Origin of the sequence: Pseudomonas wadenswilerensis, assembly GCF_900497695.1 — a bacterium.
Classification (GTDB): Bacteria; Pseudomonadota; Gammaproteobacteria; order Pseudomonadales; family Pseudomonadaceae; genus Aquipseudomonas; species Aquipseudomonas wadenswilerensis.
In genome coordinates this window covers 213,204-234,499 of sequence record NZ_UIDD01000008.1, presented here as the reverse complement: position 1 = coordinate 234,499, position 21,296 = coordinate 213,204, and the positions used below count along the sequence as shown (strand labels likewise).

At 61.6% G+C, this 21,296-nt stretch carries 19 protein-coding genes and 1 pseudogene; 6 read left to right on the top strand and 14 right to left on the bottom strand.

Features of this window, described 5'->3' with window-relative positions; genetic code table 11:
* Nucleotides 1–47: 47 nt before the first annotated feature.
* The 9 genes and pseudogenes from CCOS864_RS16510 to CCOS864_RS16475 form a co-directional block, all read right to left on the bottom strand.
* Entirely contained in the window at nt 48–2,465 is a 2,418-nt protein-coding gene (locus tag CCOS864_RS16510) for a glucose/quinate/shikimate family membrane-bound PQQ-dependent dehydrogenase (protein ID WP_115087386.1), read from the bottom strand.
* Nucleotides 2,466–2,615: 150 nt separating this feature from the next.
* Nucleotides 2,616–3,245, bottom strand: a pseudogene (locus CCOS864_RS16505) (MFS transporter); the annotation flags it as partial.
* A 269-nt stretch (nt 3,246–3,514) separates the two neighbouring features.
* The gene (locus CCOS864_RS28605; protein WP_258579099.1) at nt 3,515–3,649 is read right to left on the bottom strand and encodes a hypothetical protein; all 135 of its coding nucleotides are present in this window, start codon (nt 3,647–3,649) and stop codon (nt 3,515–3,517) included.
* Between the two features lie 801 nt (nt 3,650–4,450).
* Nucleotides 4,451–4,729, bottom strand: a complete 279-nt coding sequence (locus tag CCOS864_RS16500; RefSeq protein WP_115087384.1) for a hypothetical protein — start codon at nt 4,727–4,729, stop codon at nt 4,451–4,453.
* Nucleotides 4,730–4,894: 165 nt separating this feature from the next.
* Nucleotides 4,895–5,632: a hypothetical protein gene (locus tag CCOS864_RS28480; RefSeq protein WP_244211931.1), complete on the bottom strand. Its 738-nt coding sequence runs from the start codon at nt 5,630–5,632 to the stop codon at nt 4,895–4,897.
* Between the two features lie 141 nt (nt 5,633–5,773).
* Complete coding sequence (locus CCOS864_RS16490; protein ID WP_115087382.1) at nt 5,774–6,061, bottom strand: barstar family protein; 288 nt, start codon at nt 6,059–6,061, stop codon at nt 5,774–5,776.
* On the bottom strand, nt 6,058–6,471 hold the full coding sequence (locus CCOS864_RS16485; protein WP_115087380.1) for a hypothetical protein: 414 nt from the start codon (nt 6,469–6,471) through the stop codon (nt 6,058–6,060). Before CCOS864_RS16485 ends, CCOS864_RS16490 begins: the two co-directional genes overlap by 4 nt.
* Before the next feature lie 304 nt (nt 6,472–6,775).
* Nucleotides 6,776–7,174 (bottom strand): hypothetical protein, encoded by a 399-nt coding sequence (locus tag CCOS864_RS16480; protein ID WP_115087379.1) that lies wholly within the window; start codon nt 7,172–7,174, stop codon nt 6,776–6,778.
* A gap of 2 nt (nt 7,175–7,176) precedes the next feature.
* Nucleotides 7,177–8,232 carry a hypothetical protein gene (locus CCOS864_RS16475; RefSeq protein WP_115087376.1) on the bottom strand — a complete coding sequence of 352 codons (1,056 nt, stop codon included), beginning with the start codon at nt 8,230–8,232 and terminating at the stop codon, nt 7,177–7,179.
* 597 nt (nt 8,233–8,829) lie between these two features.
* Between CCOS864_RS16475 and CCOS864_RS16470 the strand changes: the two genes are divergently transcribed.
* From CCOS864_RS16470 to dapF, 3 genes are all read left to right on the top strand, one after another.
* Nucleotides 8,830–9,387 carry a DUF1842 domain-containing protein gene (locus tag CCOS864_RS16470; protein ID WP_233674722.1) on the top strand — a complete coding sequence of 186 codons (558 nt, stop codon included), beginning with the start codon at nt 8,830–8,832 and terminating at the stop codon, nt 9,385–9,387.
* Nucleotides 9,388–9,406: 19 nt separating this feature from the next.
* Nucleotides 9,407–9,886 carry a DUF1842 domain-containing protein gene (locus CCOS864_RS16465; RefSeq protein ID WP_115087372.1) on the top strand — a complete coding sequence of 160 codons (480 nt, stop codon included), beginning with the start codon at nt 9,407–9,409 and terminating at the stop codon, nt 9,884–9,886.
* Nucleotides 9,887–10,000: 114 nt separating this feature from the next.
* The gene (gene dapF / locus CCOS864_RS16460; protein ID WP_115087370.1) at nt 10,001–10,831 is read left to right on the top strand and encodes a diaminopimelate epimerase; all 831 of its coding nucleotides are present in this window, start codon (nt 10,001–10,003) and stop codon (nt 10,829–10,831) included.
* A gap of 16 nt (nt 10,832–10,847) precedes the next feature.
* Here the strand turns inward: dapF and CCOS864_RS16455 are convergent, their stop codons facing one another.
* The 5 genes from CCOS864_RS16455 to CCOS864_RS16435 form a co-directional block, all read right to left on the bottom strand.
* Entirely contained in the window at nt 10,848–12,134 is a 1,287-nt protein-coding gene (locus CCOS864_RS16455) for an endonuclease/exonuclease/phosphatase family protein (protein ID WP_167458906.1), read from the bottom strand.
* 103 nt (nt 12,135–12,237) lie between these two features.
* Nucleotides 12,238–13,797: an MFS transporter gene (locus CCOS864_RS16450; RefSeq protein ID WP_115087360.1), complete on the bottom strand. Its 1,560-nt coding sequence runs from the start codon at nt 13,795–13,797 to the stop codon at nt 12,238–12,240.
* Entirely contained in the window at nt 13,794–14,873 is a 1,080-nt protein-coding gene (locus CCOS864_RS16445) for an HlyD family secretion protein (protein WP_115087358.1), read from the bottom strand. Before CCOS864_RS16445 ends, CCOS864_RS16450 begins: the two co-directional genes overlap by 4 nt.
* A 65-nt stretch (nt 14,874–14,938) precedes the next feature.
* Entirely contained in the window at nt 14,939–15,352 is a 414-nt protein-coding gene (locus CCOS864_RS16440) for a cupin domain-containing protein (RefSeq protein WP_115087356.1), read from the bottom strand.
* Between the two features lie 34 nt (nt 15,353–15,386).
* Nucleotides 15,387–16,148: an SDR family oxidoreductase gene (locus tag CCOS864_RS16435; RefSeq protein WP_115087354.1), complete on the bottom strand. Its 762-nt coding sequence runs from the start codon at nt 16,146–16,148 to the stop codon at nt 15,387–15,389.
* Between the two features lie 253 nt (nt 16,149–16,401).
* Here CCOS864_RS16435 and CCOS864_RS16430 point away from each other — a divergent pair, with 253 nt between their 5' ends.
* From CCOS864_RS16430 to CCOS864_RS16420, 3 genes are all read left to right on the top strand, one after another.
* The gene (locus CCOS864_RS16430) at nt 16,402–17,976 is read left to right on the top strand and encodes a winged helix-turn-helix domain-containing tetratricopeptide repeat protein (RefSeq protein WP_115087351.1); all 1,575 of its coding nucleotides are present in this window, start codon (nt 16,402–16,404) and stop codon (nt 17,974–17,976) included.
* A gap of 77 nt (nt 17,977–18,053) precedes the next feature.
* Nucleotides 18,054–20,258 (top strand): OsmC domain/YcaO domain-containing protein, encoded by a 2,205-nt coding sequence (locus tag CCOS864_RS16425; RefSeq protein ID WP_115087350.1) that lies wholly within the window; start codon nt 18,054–18,056, stop codon nt 20,256–20,258.
* Between the two features lie 164 nt (nt 20,259–20,422).
* Nucleotides 20,423–21,235, top strand: a complete 813-nt coding sequence (locus CCOS864_RS16420; RefSeq protein WP_115087348.1) for a class I SAM-dependent methyltransferase — start codon at nt 20,423–20,425, stop codon at nt 21,233–21,235.
* Nucleotides 21,236–21,296: the final 61 nt, after the last annotated feature.

Sequence of the window (21,296 nt, the reverse complement as noted above, 5' to 3'; positions counted from 1 at the left end):
ACAGAAGCTGTGGGAGCGGGCTTGACCCGCGATTGGGGTGATGCGATTTAAGGCAGCGCGTACGCCATCACATAGTCGCCACGATCAGTCGACTGACGCGCACCACCAGCGGTGATCACCACATACTGCTTGCCGGTTTTCGGCGACACATAGGTCATCGGGCCGCCCTGGCTGCCGACCGGCAGGCGGGCTTTCCACACTTCTTCACCGTTGGCGCTGTTGAAGGCGCGCAGGTAGAAGTCCTGGGTGCCGGCAATGAACACCAGACCGCCCTGGGTCGACAGGGTGCCGCCGAGGGTCGGCAGGCCAACCTTGATCGGCAGGTGCATGCGGATGCCCAGCGGGCCGGTGTCTTCAACGGTGCCGACCGGCACCTGCCAGGCAACCTTCTGGGTCTTCATGTCGATGGCGGTGAGGGTGCCGAACGGCGGTGCCTGGCACGGAATGCCGGCCACCGACAGGAAGCGGTTCTTGTTCACCGCATACGGCGTGCCCTTGAGCGGCACCGCGCCCATGCCGGTGTTCAGCGCTTCACCACCGGAGGCGGCCTGGCCCTTGTTCCGCGACGGGATCATCTGAATCCACAGGCCCAGGCGCATGTCGTTGACGAAGATAAAGCCATGCACCGGGTCGGTGGAGATGCTGCCCCAGTTCATGCCGCCCAGGGAGCCCGGGAAGCTCAGCGACAGGTCGGTGCCGGGCGCGGTGTACAGGCCGTCGTAGCGCATCTTCTTGAAGTCGATGCGGCACAGCAACTGGTCGTACGGGGTCGCGCCCCACATGTCCGACTCGGTCAGCTGCTGGGCACCGATCTGTGGCATACCCACCGATTTTGGCTGGGTTGGCGAGTACGGTTCGTTGGGGATGTTGCCCGGTTTGACCGGGGTCTCGACCACTTCGGTCAGCGGCTTGCCGCTGGCGCGGTCGAGCACGTAGATCTGCCCGGCCTTGGTACCGATGACCAGCGCAGGCACCGACTGGCCGTCGGCCTTGGTGAAATCGATCAGGCTCGGCTGCATCGGCAGGTCGAAGTCCCAGAGGTCGTTGTGCACGGTCTGGTAGACCCACTTCTCTGCACCGCTGCTGGCGTCCAGGGCCAGTACCGAGGCGCCGTACTTGTGGTTCAGCTCGGTACGCTCGACGCCGTAGATGTCGGTGGACGAGCTGCCCATTGGCAGGAACAGGGTGTTCATCGCCGGATCGTAGGACATCGGCGCCCAGCTGTTGGGGGTGCTGCGCACGTAGGTGCTGTCGCCGGTCGGCGCATTGCGGTCTTCAGGGTTGCCCGGGTCGAAGGCCCAGCGCATTTGCCCGCTGATCACGTCGAAGCCACGGATCACGCCACCCGGCATGTCGGTCTGGACGTTGTCGGCGACGCGGCCACCGACCACTACGGTTGTGCCCGCCATCAGCGGCGCCGAGGAGAGCTGGTAGAAGGAGTCCGGAACGTTGCCCAGGCCGGCTTTCAGATCCACCTGACCATTGTTGCCAAAGCCCTGGCAGAACTCGCCGGTGTCGGCGTCGACCGCGATCAGGCGCGCATCGATGGTGTTGGTCAGCAGACGGCGCTGGCAGTTGGCACCGGCCGGCACGCTGGCGGCGATGATCGGCGAACTGTTCGGCTGGGTCGGCTGGGCGATCGGTGCGCTGGCATCGAAGTAGGCCATGCCGCGGCAACGCTGCCAGACCGCCGACCTGGCGTTGATTTCGTTCTTCCACAGCTCTTTGCCAGTGTCGGCATCGAGGGCGATCAGGTTGTTGTGCGGGGTGCAGATGAACACCTTGTTGCCGACCTGCAGCGGGGTCAGCTGGTCTTCGGCGCCGTTGCCGTCGCTGATGGCTACGTCACCGGTGTGGTAGGTCCAGGCCACTTTCAGTTTGTCGACGTTACTGCGGTTGATCTGGTCCAGCGCGGCGAAGCGGCTGCCACCTTCGGTGTTGCCATAGTGGGCCCAGTCTTTTTGCGCCTTGGCCGGGTCGACCGCGGTCAGGCCCGGGCCGTCACCGGTAGGGGCAACGCTTGGATGGGCGACGAACATATTGCCCGCTGCCACCGCCAGGGCAATTGCAAGCACCGCCGCCAAGCCATAGGCACCTCGGCCGGGCGTGGCGCCAGCGGCACGCTTGAGCAGCGGATAGACCAGCACCACCGCCAGGCCCATCGCGCCGAACATGAACAGGCGCGAGAACAGCGGCCAGAACACCAGGCCGACATCGGCCACGGCCCAGATCGCGGTACCGACCAGGAAGGCGGCGAACAGCCAGGCGCCGGCCAGTTTTCGGCGGGCGATCAGCAGGCCGGAAATGGCCATCAGCAAACCGCCGACCAGGAAGTACCAGGAACCACCCAGGCTGACCAGCTTCACGCCACCGGCGGCGAGCGCAAGGCCGAGCAGGGCGATGATCACCCCCAGGCCAACCAGGATGAATGTTGAGGCGCCAGATACGCGCGGTGTCTGTGTCATATCGAAGAAAACTCGAAGGGGGGGAGTGGTCGAATTTTATACCCTTAGCAAGCTAATTAACAAGTTAGTACATAATTCGCTCGGGTTGGCACTGTGCCGGGAAACAGCTGAAACGCCCTCTCCCACAGGGGGAGAGGGTGGGTATCAGACTTAGGTATGAGTGATGTCGCGGTCCTTGGTTTCCGGCAGGAAGAAGGTGCCAAGGATCGCCGTCATCACCGCGCTGACGATCGGGTACCACAGCCCGTAGTAGATATCGCCGGTGGCGGCGACCATGGCGAAGGCCACGGTCGGCAGGAAGCCGCCGAACCAGCCGTAGACCATGGTCACGTAGATCACCAGGATGGTCAGCAGCAAGACCATCGGGTAGTTGGTCTTGGCCGGGTCGGCTTTTTCCGGGTAGCCAGCATCCTTGAGGGCGGTGCCCGGGGTGGCGATGAAGGCGTCGTTCTGGGCCTTGAAGTCGGCGGCCGGCATGCCGGTGCCTTCAAAACTCTGGATCACCTTGTCGCCGATGCGGATCTGCGCGACGGTGCCGGGATCAGCGTTCTCGTTGCTGTAGGGGATGGCTTTTTTCGCCAGCACGCTCTTGGCCAGGTCGCACGAACTGGTGAATTTGGCCTTGCCCTCGGCCTTCATCTTCTGGAACACCGGCGATTCGCTCAGTTGCAGGCGGATGTACACCGAGACGATCAGCAGCAGGATCGACAGCAGGAACGGAATCCGCCAGCCCCAGGCCTCGAAGGCCTCGGTGCCGAGGATAGTGCGGCAGGCGAGGATGCCGCCATGAGTCTTCTCCGTCTTGTGCTTGTAGGCCGGAGTTCCCACTATCCTTAATCGGCAAAGCCACTCACTCAACGATCATCCGGCGCCTGAGGGTTGGCGGCAATCTATCCATCTTGTCTGCATCGAGGTGGGCCCTGCGTACATGAAGCTGTGGCCAGATCACCACGCCGCAGGCCGACCATACCAAGTAACAACGCGACTTGAAGCTTGCAGTGCCCCATAGGTTCTTCTGGCGTTCGAACCAGGGGTTGCCTTGAATTGCCTCAATCAAAAAGGTCGAAATCACGGCTCAAGGCGACGCAGGCATTCATCGCCATTGCAGATAACATCAACAGAAAAGGCGTTAATAAGAAAACCAGTTGCACGCCGGGCATCCAGGTTCGAGGATCTTCCAGCATGGTCGTTTCCTGTGGGAGCCGGACTTGCCGGCGATGAGGCCAGTTCAACCAGCACATCAGACGCTGACTGGATTACGACCGCTACGCGCTCGATCGCAGGCAAGCCAGCTCCCACGGGTCCGGCGTACTGATCCACTGTAGGAGCGGGCTTGACCCGCGATTGGGCCAGTCCAGCCATCACATTAGGTGTCGCCTGAATTACGTCCAGGCCGGGTTACTGCGAAATCGAACAGCCGATGCGCACAGAACTCACCCAACACAACGGTTACTTCCAGGGCGAGATCATCGGCTCATTCCGCTCAAGGTTTGAGTCAGGATCGTCCTTCGATGGCCTTGCGGATGAGTGTTGGTTAGGGCTAAAACATGCCCAGTTTTATCAGGCCTATACCAACCATCAGCCAGGCGAATCCTACAATTGTCAACCAGGACGAAATGTACATTCGGAGTTTTAGATAAGGTGGGAAATCTGCTACTTCCGCTGGGTCCAATACGCCTTTACGGATACCAAGGCGCGGTCTAAGCATTGCGCCGCAGACACTACCCACGACAAGCGTGCGTGACCTTACGCTGGTGATTCCCCACAAGTTGACTTGCTGATGAAGCCAGGGGCTATTTTCAAGGGCCTTGAGCATGACCTTGAAATGTCGGCTACAAGCGAGATGGACGCCAATGCCTAAGCCAGACAAACACAATACGAAGGGGGCCAGGCCAAAAGCAATTTGAGCCCCTATTGGCCAGGTGCTCAGGTTCATCACGAGTGGGCAATCCATTGCGGGTTCGCTTGACTGCTGCACGGTGGTTTCAATACTTGCTCGCCTGCACCAGCCCTGCGCCAATCATTACCCAGACAAAGACCGCCGCTGAGTAAACCAAATTCCAACGCGACGTAAAGCTGGATGTTCCCTGCGAGCGCTTCTGCGACTCAAACCAGGGGTTGCTCTGAATTGCCGAAATCAGCACAAGGAAATCGCGGCTACAAGCGATATACGCACTCATCATCAACCCGGTCAAACCGACCAGAAAAGGGGAGAGGCCGAAGACAGTTTTCAATGGTAATGGCCAACTGTCGATATGGATCATTCCTGTGCTCCATAGATCAAATCACCCACCCACTCGTGTGGGAGCGGGCTTGACCCGCGATGAGGCCAATACAACCAGCACATCAGGCACTGACTGGATTACGAGCGCTATGAGCTCAATCGCTGGCAAACCCGGCTCTCACAGATTCGGTGCATGCAGAACCATTTATCCGTTGCTGAGTTTCAGCAGCCCTGCACCTGTCATCAGCCAGGCAAAGCCGATGATCGACAACCAGGACGAGATGATCATTTTACGTTTGAGATAGGCTGGGAATACCTGCAGTTCACCTGCATCGAACAGCCCTTTGCGAATGCAGAACCTGGGGTAGAGCATGGCGCCGCTGACTGTGTTTACCAGATACCAGCGTGACCTTAAGCTTGCGTTACCAAAATTGGGGGTTTGGTTCTGAAGTCGCAAGCTGTTTGGCAGTGCCGAGAGCTGATGCAATTGCTCAATACTGCGCAAGGTCGCTTCGACCTGGCGCAAGCCCTTTTCCAGCATGTCCTTGCCAACGCCCATGGCCTGGCTCGCGCCTGCGGACAGCCCGGCAATCTCGGCCTGATGGCGCATCATGAAGTTGGCTTCCTCAGCACTCAGTGCAGCCAGGCTTTCGCGCACCTGCGCCGCAGCCGTCATCAGCTCGGCCTCCTCACGGGTGCAGGCACTGGTGATGTCCGGGTCACCAACGACAAAGATTTCCCCCGCCTTGAAGCCACTGGCAAAGGTCGGGTTGAGCCGCTGTAGTCGAGCGATCAGTTGAGGCCCTTGTTGTGCCGTCAGCAGGGCCAGCACCTGGGCACCGGTCATGCTGTGCGGCACGATGTAGAAGCCAGGCTGCAAAGTACCGCTGGTGGCGGTCATCGCAGGCGGAGGGGGAAAAACGGCAGATGGCGTCCTTGTCATGCACAGGTTCCTTGGGCAAAGAGGCCCGGAACCTAGCACTGGCATTCACGGCTTAACGCACCGCTAGACGGAATGGGAAGCGTCCCACAGTAAAATCGGATTCATCGCCCTATGAAGCTGGCTTGCCGGCGATGGCCTGGTTCACTCGAACAGCACTTCAGCCGCCATTTGCGGATACTCGGCCTGCAGAGTGGCCAGGCATTTTTGCATCAGCTCGGCGTCCCTCGGCAACTGCCTGGAAAAAGTGTCCCAGCCACTGAGCTTCAACTGTCGAGGCATCTGCACAAGGCCGGTAATCGCATCCCAGAAGGCATCCCAGTTACAGCCATACCAATCGGGAAAGCCGAGGGCATCCCTTAACAGGCAATGCAGCTCCCTGGCGCTTGTCACCTTGCCCAGATCAATCGCCACCACCTGTAAGCGGCTCAATTGAAATGCCCCAGATAGGTGAGCGTGGCGGTGCTTTGTGGTTGCCGCGGATTGGAGTGATCTGGTGAGCGGCGGTCGCCGTAAATCGCGTTGTCGCCGATGATGATGAAGTGACTGAACCCGGCCAGAGACCGGGAACACAACTGCGATTTCTGCGCCTCGTTGGCTACCAGGCTCTGCACATACTCCAGCGATTCATCCAGCTCGACAAAGTCCGAATCCATGAAGAACTCAAGTTCCCGGGCAAGCTGCCAGGTTGGATTGTGATCTTCCCACGCGGCGAACTCGGCAGAACTTGCGTCGGCGGGCGGCTCGGGTTGCCATTGCTCGAAAGCGAACTGGCGAGCGTGCGTTTCGCTCTCGAAGGTGGCGGCGAAGAGGTGGAAGGGGTAGTAGGTTGGATCGTCCATAATCGGCCTTGCTGAGTGTGCTGAACAGGGCTGCAGGTTACCAGTGATCAACGGTTAATTTTTGCCGGGTTCGTAGGTGTAGGTTGGTCCGGGACCTCCCAGTGCAAGGAGCGGATCTGTGGAAGGCAGTACGGATTACGACCGCTACGCGCTCGATCGCAGGCAAGCCTGCTCCCACAGGTCTGGCGCACACAGATCCACTGTAGGAGCGGGCTTGACCCGCGATGGGGCCAGTTCAGCCAGTACATTAGGTGTTGCCTGGATTACGTCCTTTGCGTGCTTGATTGACTGCTGCACGGTGGTTTCAATACTTGCTCGCCTGCACCAGCCCAGCACCAATCATTAACCAGACAAAGCCAATGACTGTCAGCCAGACTGACCAAAGCATTCGGCGTTTGAGGGGGAGGGGGAAGCGGCGGAATTCTTCAGCATCAAGCAATCCTCTTCGTATATGCAGATGCGGACAGATCAATACTCCCGCCGCTGAGTAAACCAAATTCCAACGCGACGTAAAGCTGGATGTTCCCTGCGAGCGCTTCTGCGACTCAAACCAGGGGTTGCTCTGAATTGCCGAAATAAGCACAAGGAAATCGCGGCTACAAGCGATATACGCACTCATCATCAACCCGGTCAAACCGACCAGAAAAGGGGAGAGGCCGAAGATAATTTTGATTCCTAATGGCCAACTTTCGATATTGATCATTCCTACGCCTCATAGATCAAATCACCCACCCACTCCCCGAATGCTCCGCCCGCGATACCCCCGGCAAGCGACCCACCCCCGACCAGAACAATCCCACAAACCGGTACACCTAATCCGCCACTCGCTACGGCAAACACACCACATAGAGCAGTAGCGGCAACGAATCCGGCTTTGGCATCGTACGTTCCACCGATAAGCCCCCCGGTAAAGCTACCCGTCGCGGTAAACCGGATCCTTTTGCATTCATCCGTCTCCCCAGCCCGACATGCATCCCGCACCGTCAACCACGACGCCGTCCCACCCAACCCGATCCCGACATACCCTCCATACTTAAGATACTTGGCCGTCTTCGCCACCTGGTCCAAATGCGTAGCGTACCCGGGAATCTGCCCGGCCCCGCCGGCCCGGTTCCAGTGGTGCACCAGGCTACGCGTCGAAATTCCCAGGCCCTTGCGCAAGCTGTCGTAGCTCCCCAGGTTCAGCTGCTTGTTCAGGAAGGCACTCTTGAGCTGCGCATCAAGCTGCAAGTGCAGCCGTCGGCGGGCGTTGAAGAAGTCTGCGCTGTTCAACTTGCCGCTGCGGCTGAATTCGCGTTGATGCAATTGCTCGATACTGCGCAACGTTGCTTCGACCTGGCGCAGGCCCTTTTCCAGCATGTCCTTGCCGACCCCCATGGCCTGGCTCGCACCCGCGGACAGCCCGGCAATCTCGGCCTGATGGCGCATCATGAAATTGGCCTCTTCAGCACTGAGTGCAGCCAGGCTTTCGCGCACCTGCGCCGCAGCCGTCATCAGCTCGGCCTCTTCACGCGTGCAGGCATTGCCAATGTCCGGGTCAGCAATGACGAAGATTTCCCCCGCCTTGAAGCCACTGGCAAAGGTCGGGTTAAGTCGCTGTAATCGAGCGATCAACTGAGGCCCCTGTTCTGCCGTTAGCAGGGCCAGCACCTGGGCACCGGTCATGCTGCGCGGCACGATGTAGAAGCCTGGCTGCAACGTGCCGCTTGCGGCGGTCATCGCAGGAGGTGGGGAAAAAACGGGGGATGGCGTCCTTGTCATGCGCAGGTTCCTTGGGCAATGAAGCCCGGAACCTAGCACTGGTGTTTACGACTTAACGTACCGCTGGACGGAATCGGAATCGTCCCACGGCAAAATCGGATTGATCCAATACGCCTAGAATGTCTGGCCAAGAACCCTTTGGGTGCTGGCGTGCCAGCGATGGCCACGTTCACTCGAACACCCAATCAGCAGCCAGATGCGGATACTCAACCTGCAGTTTGCGTTTTTCAGGGGCCCGCTCAACCACCCGTCGGACATCATGCACTTTTGCCACCACCCCCTGGCCGGTCCGGTTTTCCCTGCTTTACTGATCAGGGCTGCCAGGCAGGCAGCTATGCGCCCAGGGAGGGTTTCATACCCGTTGCACCTCGGCGAACCTTGCCCATTGGGCATGGCCGTGCCGGACCGCAGCGTCTTCGCCGCAGGCAATCTGCGCGTGACGCCATCACGGAGGTCGCAACGCCGTTCGCCTACATCCAACTGCGCGCCAAGGAAGTCGCCCGCCAGAAACAGCCCACGCGCTTGTTTCCACTCATTGTTTGCAATGGAGGCACCATGACTGACTCACTACAAGCACCCGTAATAGGACTCTTCCCCGTGTCCTACATCATCGGCACCGATGCACCCGGCGCCCAGCGCCTGGTGCTCGACCTGCTGGTTCATCCGTCTGACCGCACCCTGCGCGGCACCGCCCATCTCACCCAGTCCACCAACCCGCCGCTGGATCAGCACCTGGACGTGTGGGGCACCTACAGCTATCAGCTGTTCCTGCCGCCAAGCCCAAGCAATATCCTCATCACGTTGCAGGGCAACCATGGCGGCAAAACTGCCAACTCGCCGATCATCTTCAGCCTCAAACTCGCGGTGGGTTCGGACTGGCAGAAAGGCCAGGCCGGTTACCGCTACCTGAACAGCCAGGGGCAATGGATCGTGGTCGAAGCGCCAGCGCACCGGGAAGACACCCGCATCAAGGCTTTCGGTGATGTCGACATCCAGGCACTGCTACACGCCACCACCCTGGAGGCGGCCATTGCCACCGGCGATGTCGATCATCTCAAGGCCCTGGCTACCGGTGACGCAGGCGCTGCCCTGAACACCGCCATCGATTCGACCAAGAGCACTTCCGGCAAAGCCGGCAAATCCAGCCGCGCCTGAACAGACAAGGAGTCGCACCATGCCCGCAATCGGACTGTTCCACACCCGTCTCAATGTGCGTACCGGCCTGCTCGGTGCTCCCGTCCTGACCCTCGATCTGTTGGTCAATACCGTGCAGAAGAAGATCACCGGCGTAGCCAGTATCTTTGCTGCCACCTACCCACCGCTGAACTTCCATGCCGATGTCTGGGGGGACTATTCCGACCTCAAGCTCGGCCTCAAAGGTGATGGCCATATCGTGCTCAACCTGACCGGCAGCCCCAGCGGTCCGTTCAGCACCCTGGAGCAGACCTTCCATCTGCACGGGATCCTCAGCGCCAACTGGGCCAGCGGTACCGCCAGCTATCGCTACCTGCGCCTGGACGGCGGAGGGTGGCAGGTGGTGCCCCATGCCAACGTGCGCCAGGCACCGACCGAGACTCACCAGAGCCAGAAGGATGTCAGCGAACGTAGCCGCAGCCGCCTGCAGGCAGCGATTGGTCAGCTGGAAAACGCGTAGACGCGCGTGAGAAGCGGGCGGCCCGGAAGACCGGGCTGCCTTTCTCGTGCTTGCAAAGGTTGTGGGATTTAGGCTAGATCGACGTTGAATCTGTTTCGCTGCCAGGGTCGATCTATGCCGCTGAGCTTTCACAAGATGCACGCCAATGGCGATGACTTCGTTATCGTCGACGCGCGGAACGCAGCCAACCCGATCACTGGCGACATTGCCCGGCGACTGGGGGATCGCAGCCACGGTATCGGCTTCAATCAGCTCGCGGTGCTGCTCGATTGTGATGATGCCCAGGCGCGCCTGCTGTTCTGGAATGCCGATGGCTCCCCGCTGGACGTTTGCGGCAGCGCAACCCGGGGTGCTGCGGACAGGTTGATGCACGAAGCGAACACCACGTCGCTAACCTTGCGCTCCAACCGTGGGCTACTGACGTGCGAACGAACGGCATCGGGCGCCATTGCCATCAGCATGGGCGCGCCGCTGTTCGGCTGGTCGGATGTTCCGCTGGCTGACGCAATGGATACGGCTGTATTGCCACTGGCTGGAGGCCCCAGCGCCTGCAGCATGGGCAACCCGCACTGCAGCTTTTTTGTCGATGATCTGGCGGCCATTGACCTGGCGGCTATCGGCCCGGGCATCGAGACCCATCCGCTGTTCCCCAACCGGACCAATGTGCATTTCGTCCAGGTCATTGACCGAGCGCACATTCGCTTGCGCATCTGGGAGCGTTGGGGCGGCATTGCATTGGGTTCGGGGTCCTGCTCCTGTGGTGCGGTGGTCAACGGCATCCGTCGCGGCCTGCTGGACCCTTGCGTTGAGGTGGAATGCGATGGCGGGACCGTCACTGTGCAATGGGATGGCGAGGGCCCGGTCTTTCTCACCGGGACGGTGGCCTTGAGCTATTCGGGCGTAGTTGCAGATGGCCTGTTACCGGCCGGCTTCGTCGGTAGCTGAGCCTCACGCAAGCCCCTCACAGCTGGATATCTATCACAACCGGGCAATGGTCCGATATCGCCAATGCAGCGACGGGGTACTGCGGTGGCTTTGCAGGAAGGGAGCCGCCCATGTTGCCGATTGGAACCTTGTAAGTCGACTGGACACTATTGGCCAGCGTCTCAGATACAAGGATGTGGTCCAGGCCAACCGGGTTTCGGCAGCCCAGCCCATCAGCAGCAGTCAGTGCCTTGCGCTGCGCCTGGGACAGTTTGGAGGTTTTTGCCGACTCGCACGCAGCCTTTACTGACGGGGCTCCAGGACACACTGCTGACAGAAGTCTGGCCTTCGACCCTGCGGGTGCTCCGTCATTGATTTCCAAGAGCAGATTGCGCGTTGATACCGTGGCGGCCCGGCTCTTCGTCAAATCGGTCTCTCCGTCGCTTCGCAGTGGCTCTGCGCCCGCCAGTTTGTTGGCTTCGTGCCAAAGATTACGGTTGAAATCGCCAAGTACAACGAAGCCATCCACGTTCAACGGCAGTGTTTCGAATGCGACTTCAAGTGGGCCTACCTGCTGCTGCAAAACAGGACATGGGTCGTCGGCTCCCTTGTCGCCGTCGAGACGATCACCTTCCAGCGGTGTGACACACCCGGATTTGAGATGGACCGTCAAAAAGCGAACCCGTTTGCCGCCCAGATTCAACGTGACGGTATACCCCGGTCGTACCTGTTTGGTCGCTGGACGATCGGGCAGGGACAGCTCTACCAGGTCGGTGCATGCCTCGACGGCCTCGCCCAACGACCTTTTCCAGGCAAACGCCAGGCGTTGTATCTTGTAGGCACCCTCGAAGGAGCAGACGTTGTAGTCTGCTGCGGCGTCGCCAAGCGCTTCGCGAACACTTTGTGCTCCGGAAACTTCCTGGAATGCAATGACGTCCGGCTTGATCTCGGCAGACATCAATCTGGCTATTTGCGCCAAGCGTTTGGCATAGGCTTCAGGCGTAACTTCCACGACCTGATGAGTTGCAGTCATGTAGACCGCGCAGGGCGGCATTCTGGCAAGGTCCACCCCTTCGAGTGAAGCACGTGACTCGCTGATGTCCCATCCACGCTTGGCCTGCGGTGTACCGACGGGTACCAGCTTCCAATCACCTTGAGCGTCTTTCGCGTAGGTTTTTGAGCACTGTGCAATCCAGGTTGGCAGCTCTTGTTCAGCGATATGCCAGCCAAGGTTCCACGTGGCAATTCGAAAGCTATCGCCTTGTGCGACAGACGAACCAAACAACATTGCGCTGAACACGACGAGCTTCCAGGCCGGGGACATTCGATGCTCCTTCTCAAAGAGATCATGTTGGGGCCATAGCTGGCAGAGAGCCATAATTCATGGGTATAGACGGCATCCAGATTCACGGCAAACACCGTTGAGCTTATTGGCCTTCCCGAGAATAGGTTTTTGCATGCTTGGCAAAGCCGATCTTGATCGCTACCAACACGGGCGCCGCCACGGCAAACAGCAGCGTCACGGCCATGAACGCACTATCGAAGGCAATCACCTGGGCCTGCCCGGACAGCGCCCGCCCCAGCAAATTTGTCGCCGCCCGCGCCGCCGCCGCTGCATCCATGCCTTTATCCATCAGCAACGCCGTGCTGCTGGTCAAACGCTCCATCATCGCCGCGCTGCCGGGCGTGACACGGGTGCCGAGCACCACGGCATTGGTCGCGACGTCATGCTCGATCAGGGTCTGCAACCCGGCCACCCCCATCAGCCCGCCTAACTGCCGCCCGGCATTGAACAGGCCAATGCCGGCCGCCAGGTTGCGGCTGTTGAGGTGCGTGAAGGCAATCAGGGTGATCGACAAAAACAGAAAACCCAAGCCCAGCCCGCGCAATACAATGGCCGCCATCATGTCTGCGCTGCCGCTTTCGCTGGTCGAGCCAGACAGCATCCACATGGCGATCATGATCAGCCCGATGCCAAAGGGCACCGTGGCAAACGGCGGCACCCCACGTGCCTGCATGAGGTAGGCCGAAACCAGCAGCGCACCCACGAAAAACGCGCCACTGGGCAACAGCAACAAACCGGCACTCGTCGGGGTAAAGCCCAGCACCGACAAGGCAAATGCCGGGATCAGGTACGCACTGCCAAACAAGGCCGCACCGGCGACAAAACTGACGATAAAGGCGAAGGCAAAATCGCTCGATTGGAACAGGCTGAAGTCGAGCAGACCTCGACCCTTGGCCAGCACTTGCCGACCGAGAAACACCAGCAGCGCCGCTGTGCCAATCACCGTCAGCCAGCGGATGCGAGGCTCCTCGAACCAGTCCCAGCGGCTGCCCTGGCTGAGCACATAGGTAAAGCACAACAGCGCAGTGGCGAGGAAAAACAAGCCAAGCCAGTCAAACGGCAGCTGTCGGGCTTTGGCCGGCTTCGGCACGTCGGCGAGCAGCACCAGCCCACCGGCCAGCAGCGCCAGCGGCAAGACGCTGAAGAAGATCCAGGTCCACGACTGGCTGTCCAGCAACCAGCCTTGCAGGGCCGGGGCGAGGGTAGCCGGGGCAACCACGGCGCCCATGGCGAACAGCGCTTGAATGAGCGGTTGCCAGGCGCGCGGGTAGGCCCGAAACAGGATCATCTGACCACCGACCAGCAGCGTGCCGCCGGCAAAACCCTGCGCCACCCGCAACGCAGTCAGCAACTGCAGTTGCGTGGTGTAAACCGCGATCGCGCAAGCCAGACCCATGGCCAGGGTCGCACCGATGACCACCTGCCGGGGATCGAAGCGCCTGAGCAGCCAGGCGGCGCTCATGAAACCGATCAGTTTGAACCCGGTGTAGCCGATATCCAGCCAGGCGAACTCATCGGGCGTGGCATAGGTGTCGCCGATGATGTCGCCGCGGCCCAGCGCCAGTACGGTACTGGCGATGGCCTCGGTCAGGGTGGCGAGCAGTATGCCGACCACCAGCAGGCTAGCGCCGCCGCGCTTCACGAGCCACCGCCATGGGCCACCTCGACCCGCGCCGACAGGCCCGGCACGATACGCCCGGGCAGGGGGTTATGGGCCAGGCGGATCTTCACCGGCACACGCTGCACGACCCGGACGAAATTGCCGGTGGCGTTGTCGGCCGGCAGCAGGCTGAACGCCGAACCGCTGCCGGGGGCAAAGCTGTCGACCACGCCTTCCAGCACGTCGTCGGGGTAGCCGTCGACGGTGATGTGCACGCGCTGGCCAGGGTGGATCGGCTCAAGCTGGGTTTCCTTGAAATTGGCCACCACCCACACATCGTTGACCGGCACGATATCGAGCAAGGCCATGCCGGTGGTCACAAAGCGTCCGACCCGCACCTGGCGGTTGCCGACCACGCCATCCACCGGGGCACGCACCACCGTGCTGTCCAGGTCAATCCGCGCCAGGTCCCGCGCGGCCTGGGCCTGGGCCACGGCAGCAACGGCGGCTTGACGCTGGGCGAGCAGCACGGCGATGTGCTGCTGTTGCGCGTCCACCGAGGCCGAGGCGGCAGACACCGTCGCCGCGGCCTTTGATTGCGCCGCGCCGGTTTCATCGACCAGGGCCTGGCTGACGGCATTGCTGACGATCAGCTTGCGGCTGCGGTCGTGGGTTTTGCTCGCCAGGTTCATTTCGGCGGCGGCCGAGCGCCGCTGGGCCTCGGCCTGGCGAATCAGTGCGCGTTGCAGCTGGGTCTGCGCATCGACATGGCTCAGGCGTGCCTGGGCCGCGTTGTAGTTGGCCTCGGCCTGGTCGAGGTGAGCGCGATAGTCCTGGTCGTCGATGCGAAACAGCACGTCACCGGCGCGCACGCTCTGGTTGTCCCGGACCTGGACCGCGGTTACGTAGCCGGCCACCTTGGCCGCTAGCGAGGTGACGTCGCCGCGCACATAGGCGTTGTCGGTGGAGGTGCTGGCGCCGCTGAACCCTGCAGCCCAGCCAGCCAGCAACACCGCCAGGGCACTGGCGCAAAGCAGCAGGCCGACGACCTTGCGCTTGCCGCGCCGTGGCGCTGCCGGTGCTGCCTCGACGTCGGGGGAGGGCATGAGCACGTTCATGATGGGTGTCCTGTTCAATGCCGGCGCCTGCGGCAGCCGAAGCTGCCGAGGGTCGCCTGGCGTGGTCACTTGTTAACGGGCTTGACCAGCTCCTGCTCGCTGCTGTCGAGCACGAACACCGCCAGCAAACGGGCCGGCTCGGTGCTGCTGGCATTAGCGCTGACTGCATGAAAGGCGCCGGGCTCCTCGACGAAATGCTCCCCGGCCTTGTAGACCTTCTCCGGGCCGTCGCCGACCTTGCTGCGCACCGCGCCTTCGAGCACCGTGGCGTAGATGAACGCCGACTTCGGATGCAGGTGCGCCGGTGATGCGCCGCCTGGCGCGTATTCCACCAGCACGCCCTTCATGCTCTTGCCCGGCACATTGGGCAGGGCGCGGTCGAACACCACACTGACCTTGCCCGGTTGCGGTTCGCCAGCCCAGGCGCTGGTGATTGAAAAGCTGGCAAAGGCGGCGGCGAGAACCAATCGGCTAAACATGGCAATGCTCCTTCAATGAGTGGGTAAGCGTGTCTCAACGCGGGGCCTGGGGGGGGGATTGCGCCAGCCAGTCCTCGAAGCGGATCGCACCCAGGCGCGGGTTGCTGCCGGGGGTCAGCGACTGGTCGTCGAGCACATCGCCGAAGTAGCGCGCGTGTACATCCGGCACCACCTTGCGGGTGTCGTCGGTGGCGCGGAACAAACGCCGCACCAGCTCATCCAGCGGCAGGGCTTCGGGGCCGGCGACTTCCACGGTGGCGTTGAGCGGCGCCGCCAGGGCCACATCGGTGAGCGCCGCAGCGACGTCATCGGAAGCCATGGGCTGGATCAGCGCCGGTGACAGGCGCACTTCGTCGCCAACCATGGCCGCCTGGGCAATGCCGCCGACAAACTCGAAGAACTGCGTGGCGCGCAGCAGGGTGAAGGGCTGGCCGGACGCCTTGATCAGGTTCTCCTGGGCGACCTTGGCACGAAAGTAGCCGTTGGCCGGCAGCCGCTCGCTGCCGACGATCGACAGCGCCACATGATGACCGACGCCGGCAGCGGCTTCGGCGGCCAGCAGGTTACGGGTGGAGGTTTCAAAGAACTCCAGCACCGCCTGGTCTTCCCACGATGGCGCGTTGGCCACATCGACCACCACCTGGGCGCCATCCATCGCCTCGGCCAGGCCTTCGCGGGTAATGCTGTTGACCCCGGTGTTGGGCGAGGCGGCGACGGCGTCATGGCCGCGCTCGCGCAGGTTTTTCACCAGTTTCGATCCGATGAGGCCGGTGCCTCCGATGACGACGATTTTCATGGGGACTCTCCGCTTGCCGACGGCAACCATTGCTGTCGATGGGCTCAAGCGTGCCAGCGGCGCCGGGGCAAGTCCTTGCAGCAGGCGTGGATTTGCCTTGGCATTGGCGTGGATTTATGTCCAAAGCCTCCAACCTGCGCCGACCCGCCCGCTGGACGGTGCAGCCGGCCACGGCCTGCCGTATGATCGAAACCACGACCAATCGCCAGCTCGGACACGGAGTCGGGGGCGCTCGACCCAGGGGATAGCCACCGTGCAATTCGTGTTTGAAGACTACGTGCTCGACCAGCAGCGCCGGGAGCTGACCCAGCGCGGCCAGGTCGTGGCCATCGGCCCGCAGGTGTTCGACCTGTTGCTGCTGCTGGTCAGCAACCACGAACGGGTGGTCAGCAAGGACGACCTGCTGCAGGCGGTATGGAGCGGGCGCATCGTCTCCGAATCGACCATCACCAGCCACATCAACGCCGTGCGCAAGGCCATCGGCGACACCGGCGAGCAGCAGCGCCTGGTGCGCACCGTGCCGCGCAAGGGCTACCGCTTCACAGGCGTGATCAGCCGTTGCGAGGGCCTGGCCGACGAGCCTGCACTGTCAGCCGAACCACTGCCGGCGCCAGCCGCCATACTGAACCTGCCAGACAAACCGTCGATCACCGTGCTGCCGTTCCACAACCTCAGCGGCGACCCCGAGCAGGACTACTTCGCCGACGGCATGGTCGAAGACATCATTGCTGCCTTGTCGCGCCTGCGCTGGCTGTTCGTCATCGCCCGCAACACCAGTTTTACCTACAAGGGCAGGGTGGTGGACGTGCAGGGTATCGGCCAGGAGCTGGGTGTGCGCTACGTGCTTGAAGGCAGCGTGCGCAAGGCCGGCAACAAGGTGCGTATCACCGGCCAGTTGATTGATGCCAGCAGCGGCACGCATCTGTGGGCCGAGCGCTTCGAAGGCCTGCTCGACGACATTTTCGACCTGCAGGACCGCATTGCCGAAAGCGTGGTCGGTGCCATTGCCCCACAGCTGGAACGGGCCGAAATCGAGCGGGCCAAGCGCAAACCCACCGACAGCCTCGATGCCTACGACTACTACCTGCGTGGTACGGCCAAGCTGCATAACGGCACCCGCGAAGCCATCGAACAGGCCCTGGCGCTGTTCTACCGGGCTATCGAACTGGACCCGGAATTCGCCTCGGCCTACGGCATGGCCGCCTGGTGCCACTTCTGGCGCAAGATCAATGGCTGGATGAGCGATCGCCCGCGGGAGATCGCCGAAGGCACGCGGCTGGCGCGCCTGGCCGTGGTGCTTGGCCGCGACGACGCCGTGGCCCTGACCCGTGGTGGCCATGCCCTGGCGCACCTGGCGGGCGATGTCGACAGCGGCATCGCCTTGCTCGACCGCGCGCGGCTGCTCAACCCCAACCTGGCGCCGGCCTGGTACCTGGGCGGTATTTTGCGTGCCCTGCGCGGCGAAACCGAGGCGGCCATCGACAACCTCAACCATGTCGTGCGCCTGAGCCCGCTGGACCCGGAGATGTTTCGCATGCAGGTGGGCATGGCCCTGGCGCACTTTTTTGCCGGCCGCTTCGACATCGCCGCCAGCTGGGCCGAAAAGGCCCTGGGTAACCTGCCCAGCCTGCTGCCGGCTGCGGCCCTGCTGGCGGCCAGCTATGCCCACGCCGGCCGGCAGGACAAAGTCGAGCAGGCGCTGCAGCGCCTGCGGGCGATGGACCCGACCTTGCGGGTGTCACGGCTCAAGGAATGGCTGCCGATCCAGCAGGGCGAGGATTTCGAGCGGTTTGCCCAGGGGCTGCGCCTGGCGGGTTTGCCCGAGTAATTGCGCCCGGCACAAGACTTCCCGGCGAAAACCCGGATAATGGCGGCCAAATCGTTTTGCTCGTATGGTATTCCCGCATGGAAATCAAGGTTAACTTTCTCGACAACCTTCGACTTGAAGCCAAGTTCGATGACTTCACGGTGGTGGCCGATCAACCGATCCGCTACAAGGGCGATGGCTCGGCACCGGGGCCGTTCGATTACTTTCTGGCTTCGTCTGCCCTGTGCGCGGCGTACTTTGTAAAGCTGTACTGCCAGACCCGGGGTATCCCCACCGATAACATCCGCCTGTCGCAAAACAACATTGTCGACCCGGAAGACCGTTACAAGCAGATCTTCAAGATCCAGGTCGAGTTGCCGGCCGATATCTCCGAGAAGGACCGCCAGGGCATCCTGCGCTCCATCGACCGCTGCACGGTGAAAAAGGTGGTGCAGACCGGCCCTGATTTTGTCATCGAAGAAGTGGAAAACCTCGATGCCAACGCCCAGGCCTTGCTGATGCTCGACCCGGCGTCGGACACCAGTACCTTCATCGCCGGCAAGGACCTGCCGCTGGAACAGACCATTGCCAACATGTCGGGGATTCTCGCCGGCCTTGGGATGAAGATCGAGATCGCCTCGTGGCGCAATATCGTGCCCAATGTCTGGTCGCTGCACATTCGCGATGCGCAGTCGCCGATGTGCTTTACCAATGGCAAGGGCGCGACCAAGGAAGGCGCGCTGGCCTCGGCGCTGGGCGAATTCATCGAGCGGCTCAACTGCAACTTCTTCTACAACGACCAGTTCTGGGGCGAAGACATCGCCAACGCAGAATTCGTCCATTACCCGGACGAGCGTTGGTTCAAGCCAGGCCGTAAAGATGCGCTGCCGGCGGAAATCCTCGACGAATACTGCCGCGAGATTTACAACCCCGATGGCGAACTGTGCGGCTCGCACCTGTACGACACCAACTCCGGCAATGTCGAACGCGGTATCTGCTCGCTGCCGTTCGTGCGCCAGTCCGATGGTGAGGTGGTGTACTTCCCCTCCAACCTGATCGAGAACCTGTACCTGAGCAACGGCATGAGCGCCGGTAACACCCTGGCCGAAGCCCAGGTGCAATGCCTGTCGGAAATCTTCGAGCGCGCGGTCAAGCGTGAAATCCTTGAAGGCGAGCTGGCATTGCCGGATGTGCCACAGGAAGTACTGGCCAAATACCCCGGCATTCTCGCCGGCATCCAGGGCCTGGAAGAGCAGGGCTTCCCGGTGTTGGTCAAGGATGCGTCGCTCGGCGGCGCCTTCCCGGTGATGTGCGTGACCTTGATGAACCCGCGCACCGGCGGCGTGTTTGCCTCGTTCGGCGCGCACCCAAGCTTTGAAGTGGCGTTGGAGCGCAGCCTCACCGAACTGCTCCAGGGCCGCAGTTTCGAAGGCCTGAACGACCTGCCGCAGCCGACCTTCGAAAGCCACGCGGTGACCGAGCCGAACAACTTTGTCGAGCACTTCATCGACTCCAGCGGTGTGGTGTCGTGGCGCTTCTTCAGTGCCAAGGCAGACTTCGAATTCGTCGAGTGGGACTTCTGTGCCGAGGGTGAAAACGCCAACGCCGAAGAAGCCGCAGCGCTGTTCGGTATTCTCGAAGACATGGGCAAAGAAGTGTACATGGCGGTGTACGAGCACCTGGGCGCCACGGCTTGCCGCATCCTGGTACCGGATTATTCGGAAATCTATCCGGTGGACGACCTGATCTGGGACAACACCAACAAGGCGCTGTTCTTCCGTGAAGACATCCTCAACCTGCACCGCCTGGATGATGAGCAGCTGCACGCTCTGGTCGAGCGCTTGGAGGAAAGCGAGCTGGATGATTACACCGACATCACCACCCTGATCGGCATCGAGTTCGACGACAACACCGCCTGGGGCCAGCTGACCATCCTGGAGTTGAAGCTGCTGATCCACCTTGCCCTGCAGCAATTTGAACCGGCCAAAGAGCTGGTCGAGACCTTCCTGCAGTTCAACGACAACACCGTCGAGCGCGGCTTGTTCTATCAGGCGGTGAATGTGGTGCTGGAAGTGGCGCTGGACGATGAGCTGGAACTGGCCGACTACGAGGTCAATTTCCGCCGCATGTTCGGCAACCCGCGCATGGACGCGGTGCTCGGCTCGGTGGACGGCAGCGTGCGCTTCTACGGCCTGACGCCGACCAGCATGAAACTCGAAGGCCTCGACCGTCACCAGCGCCTGATCGACAGCTACAAAAAACTGCATGCGGCACGGGCCAAGGTGGCCAACCTGTCGCGCTAACACGCGCTGACAACAAAAGCACCTTCGGGTGCTTTTGTTGTTTATGCGCTGGGGTTATAGCCCTGTAGCCAACGGGTCTTGCCGCTGAAACGGCGGCCCTTGCCGGATGATGGGGTTGGGGTTTAGCTGATTGTTCGTGTGAACAACCTCATCAGGTGCAGACCATGAGCACACCCCTGGATTTGAATGCTTTGAAAGCGCGCCAGCAGGCGACGTGGGCCAGTGGCGACTACGCGGTGATCGGTACCACCTTGCAGCTGGTCGGTGAACACCTGGCCGAAGCCTGCGACTTGCGCTGGGACGAAAAGGTCCTGGATGTCGCGGCCGGCAACGGCAATGTCACCCTGGCCGCCGCACGCCGCGGCTGCCAGGTCACCTCCACCGATTATGTGCCCGAACTGCTCAAGCGCGGCGAAGAGCGCGCCCGCGCCGAACGTCTGAATGTCGTGTTTCAGGTCGCCGATGTTGAGGCCTTGCCGTTCCAGGACGGCGCCTTCGATGTGGTGTTATCGACCTTCGGCGTGATGTTCGCCCCCGACCAGGCGCAAGCGGCGAAGGAACTGGGCCGCGTGTGCCGCTCGGGCGGCCGTATCGGCCTGGCCAACTGGACCCCGCAAGGGTTTATCGGCCAGATGTTCAAGACCCTCGGCCGCCATGTGCCGCCACCTGCCGGTGCGCAACCGCCCTCACGCTGGGGGGATGAAGAACAGTTGCATAGCCTGTTCGGCGACGACATCGGTTCGATCAAGGTCAGCCGCGAGCACTTCAATTTTCGCTATCGTTCGGCGGCGCATTTCATCGAAGTGTTCAGGACCTGGTACGGGCCGGTACACAAGGCGTTTGCATCGTTGGAAAGCGACAAGGCCAGCGCGCTGGAACGCGATCTGACCCAGCTGTTGAACGACAACAACGTGGCGGGAGGTGCGTCGCTGGTGGTGCCGAGCGAGTACCTGGAGGTGGTCATCAGCCGCCGCTGAAATCATCGCGGGTCAAGCCCGCTCCTACAGGCCCTGCGCCGAACCTGTGGGAGCGGGCCTT

Bases quoted from the DNA above. Each gene is read 5' to 3' on its own strand.
- CCOS864_RS28480 (WP_244211931.1), bottom strand. From the start codon at position 5,632: ATGACAAGGACGCCATCTGCCGTTTTTCCCCCTCCGCCTGCGATGACC.
- CCOS864_RS16475 (WP_115087376.1), bottom strand. From the start codon at position 8,232: ATGACAAGGACGCCATCCCCCGTTTTTTCCCCACCTCCTGCGATGACC.
- CCOS864_RS16440 (WP_115087356.1), bottom strand. From the start codon at position 15,352: ATGTTTAGCCGATTGGTTCTCGCCGCCGCCTTTGCCAGCTTTTCAATC.
- CCOS864_RS16480 (WP_115087379.1), bottom strand. From the start codon at position 7,174: ATGATCAATATCGAAAGTTGGCCATTAGGAATCAAAATTATCTTCGGC.
- CCOS864_RS16425 (WP_115087350.1), top strand. From the start codon at position 18,054: ATGGAAATCAAGGTTAACTTTCTCGACAACCTTCGACTTGAAGCCAAG.
- CCOS864_RS16465 (WP_115087372.1), top strand. From the start codon at position 9,407: ATGCCCGCAATCGGACTGTTCCACACCCGTCTCAATGTGCGTACCGGC.
- CCOS864_RS16455 (WP_167458906.1), bottom strand. From the start codon at position 12,134: ATGTCCCCGGCCTGGAAGCTCGTCGTGTTCAGCGCAATGTTGTTTGGT.
- CCOS864_RS16500 (WP_115087384.1), bottom strand. From the start codon at position 4,729: ATGATCCATATCGACAGTTGGCCATTACCATTGAAAACTGTCTTCGGC.
- CCOS864_RS16510 (WP_115087386.1), bottom strand. From the start codon at position 2,465: ATGACACAGACACCGCGCGTATCTGGCGCCTCAACATTCATCCTGGTT.
- CCOS864_RS16445 (WP_115087358.1), bottom strand. From the start codon at position 14,873: ATGAACGTGCTCATGCCCTCCCCCGACGTCGAGGCAGCACCGGCAGCG.
- CCOS864_RS16485 (WP_115087380.1), bottom strand. From the start codon at position 6,471: ATGGACGATCCAACCTACTACCCCTTCCACCTCTTCGCCGCCACCTTC.
- CCOS864_RS28605 (WP_258579099.1), bottom strand. From the start codon at position 3,649: ATGCTGGAAGATCCTCGAACCTGGATGCCCGGCGTGCAACTGGTTTTC.
- CCOS864_RS16420 (WP_115087348.1), top strand. From the start codon at position 20,423: ATGAGCACACCCCTGGATTTGAATGCTTTGAAAGCGCGCCAGCAGGCG.
- dapF (WP_115087370.1), top strand. From the start codon at position 10,001: ATGCCGCTGAGCTTTCACAAGATGCACGCCAATGGCGATGACTTCGTT.
- CCOS864_RS16435 (WP_115087354.1), bottom strand. From the start codon at position 16,148: ATGAAAATCGTCGTCATCGGAGGCACCGGCCTCATCGGATCGAAACTG.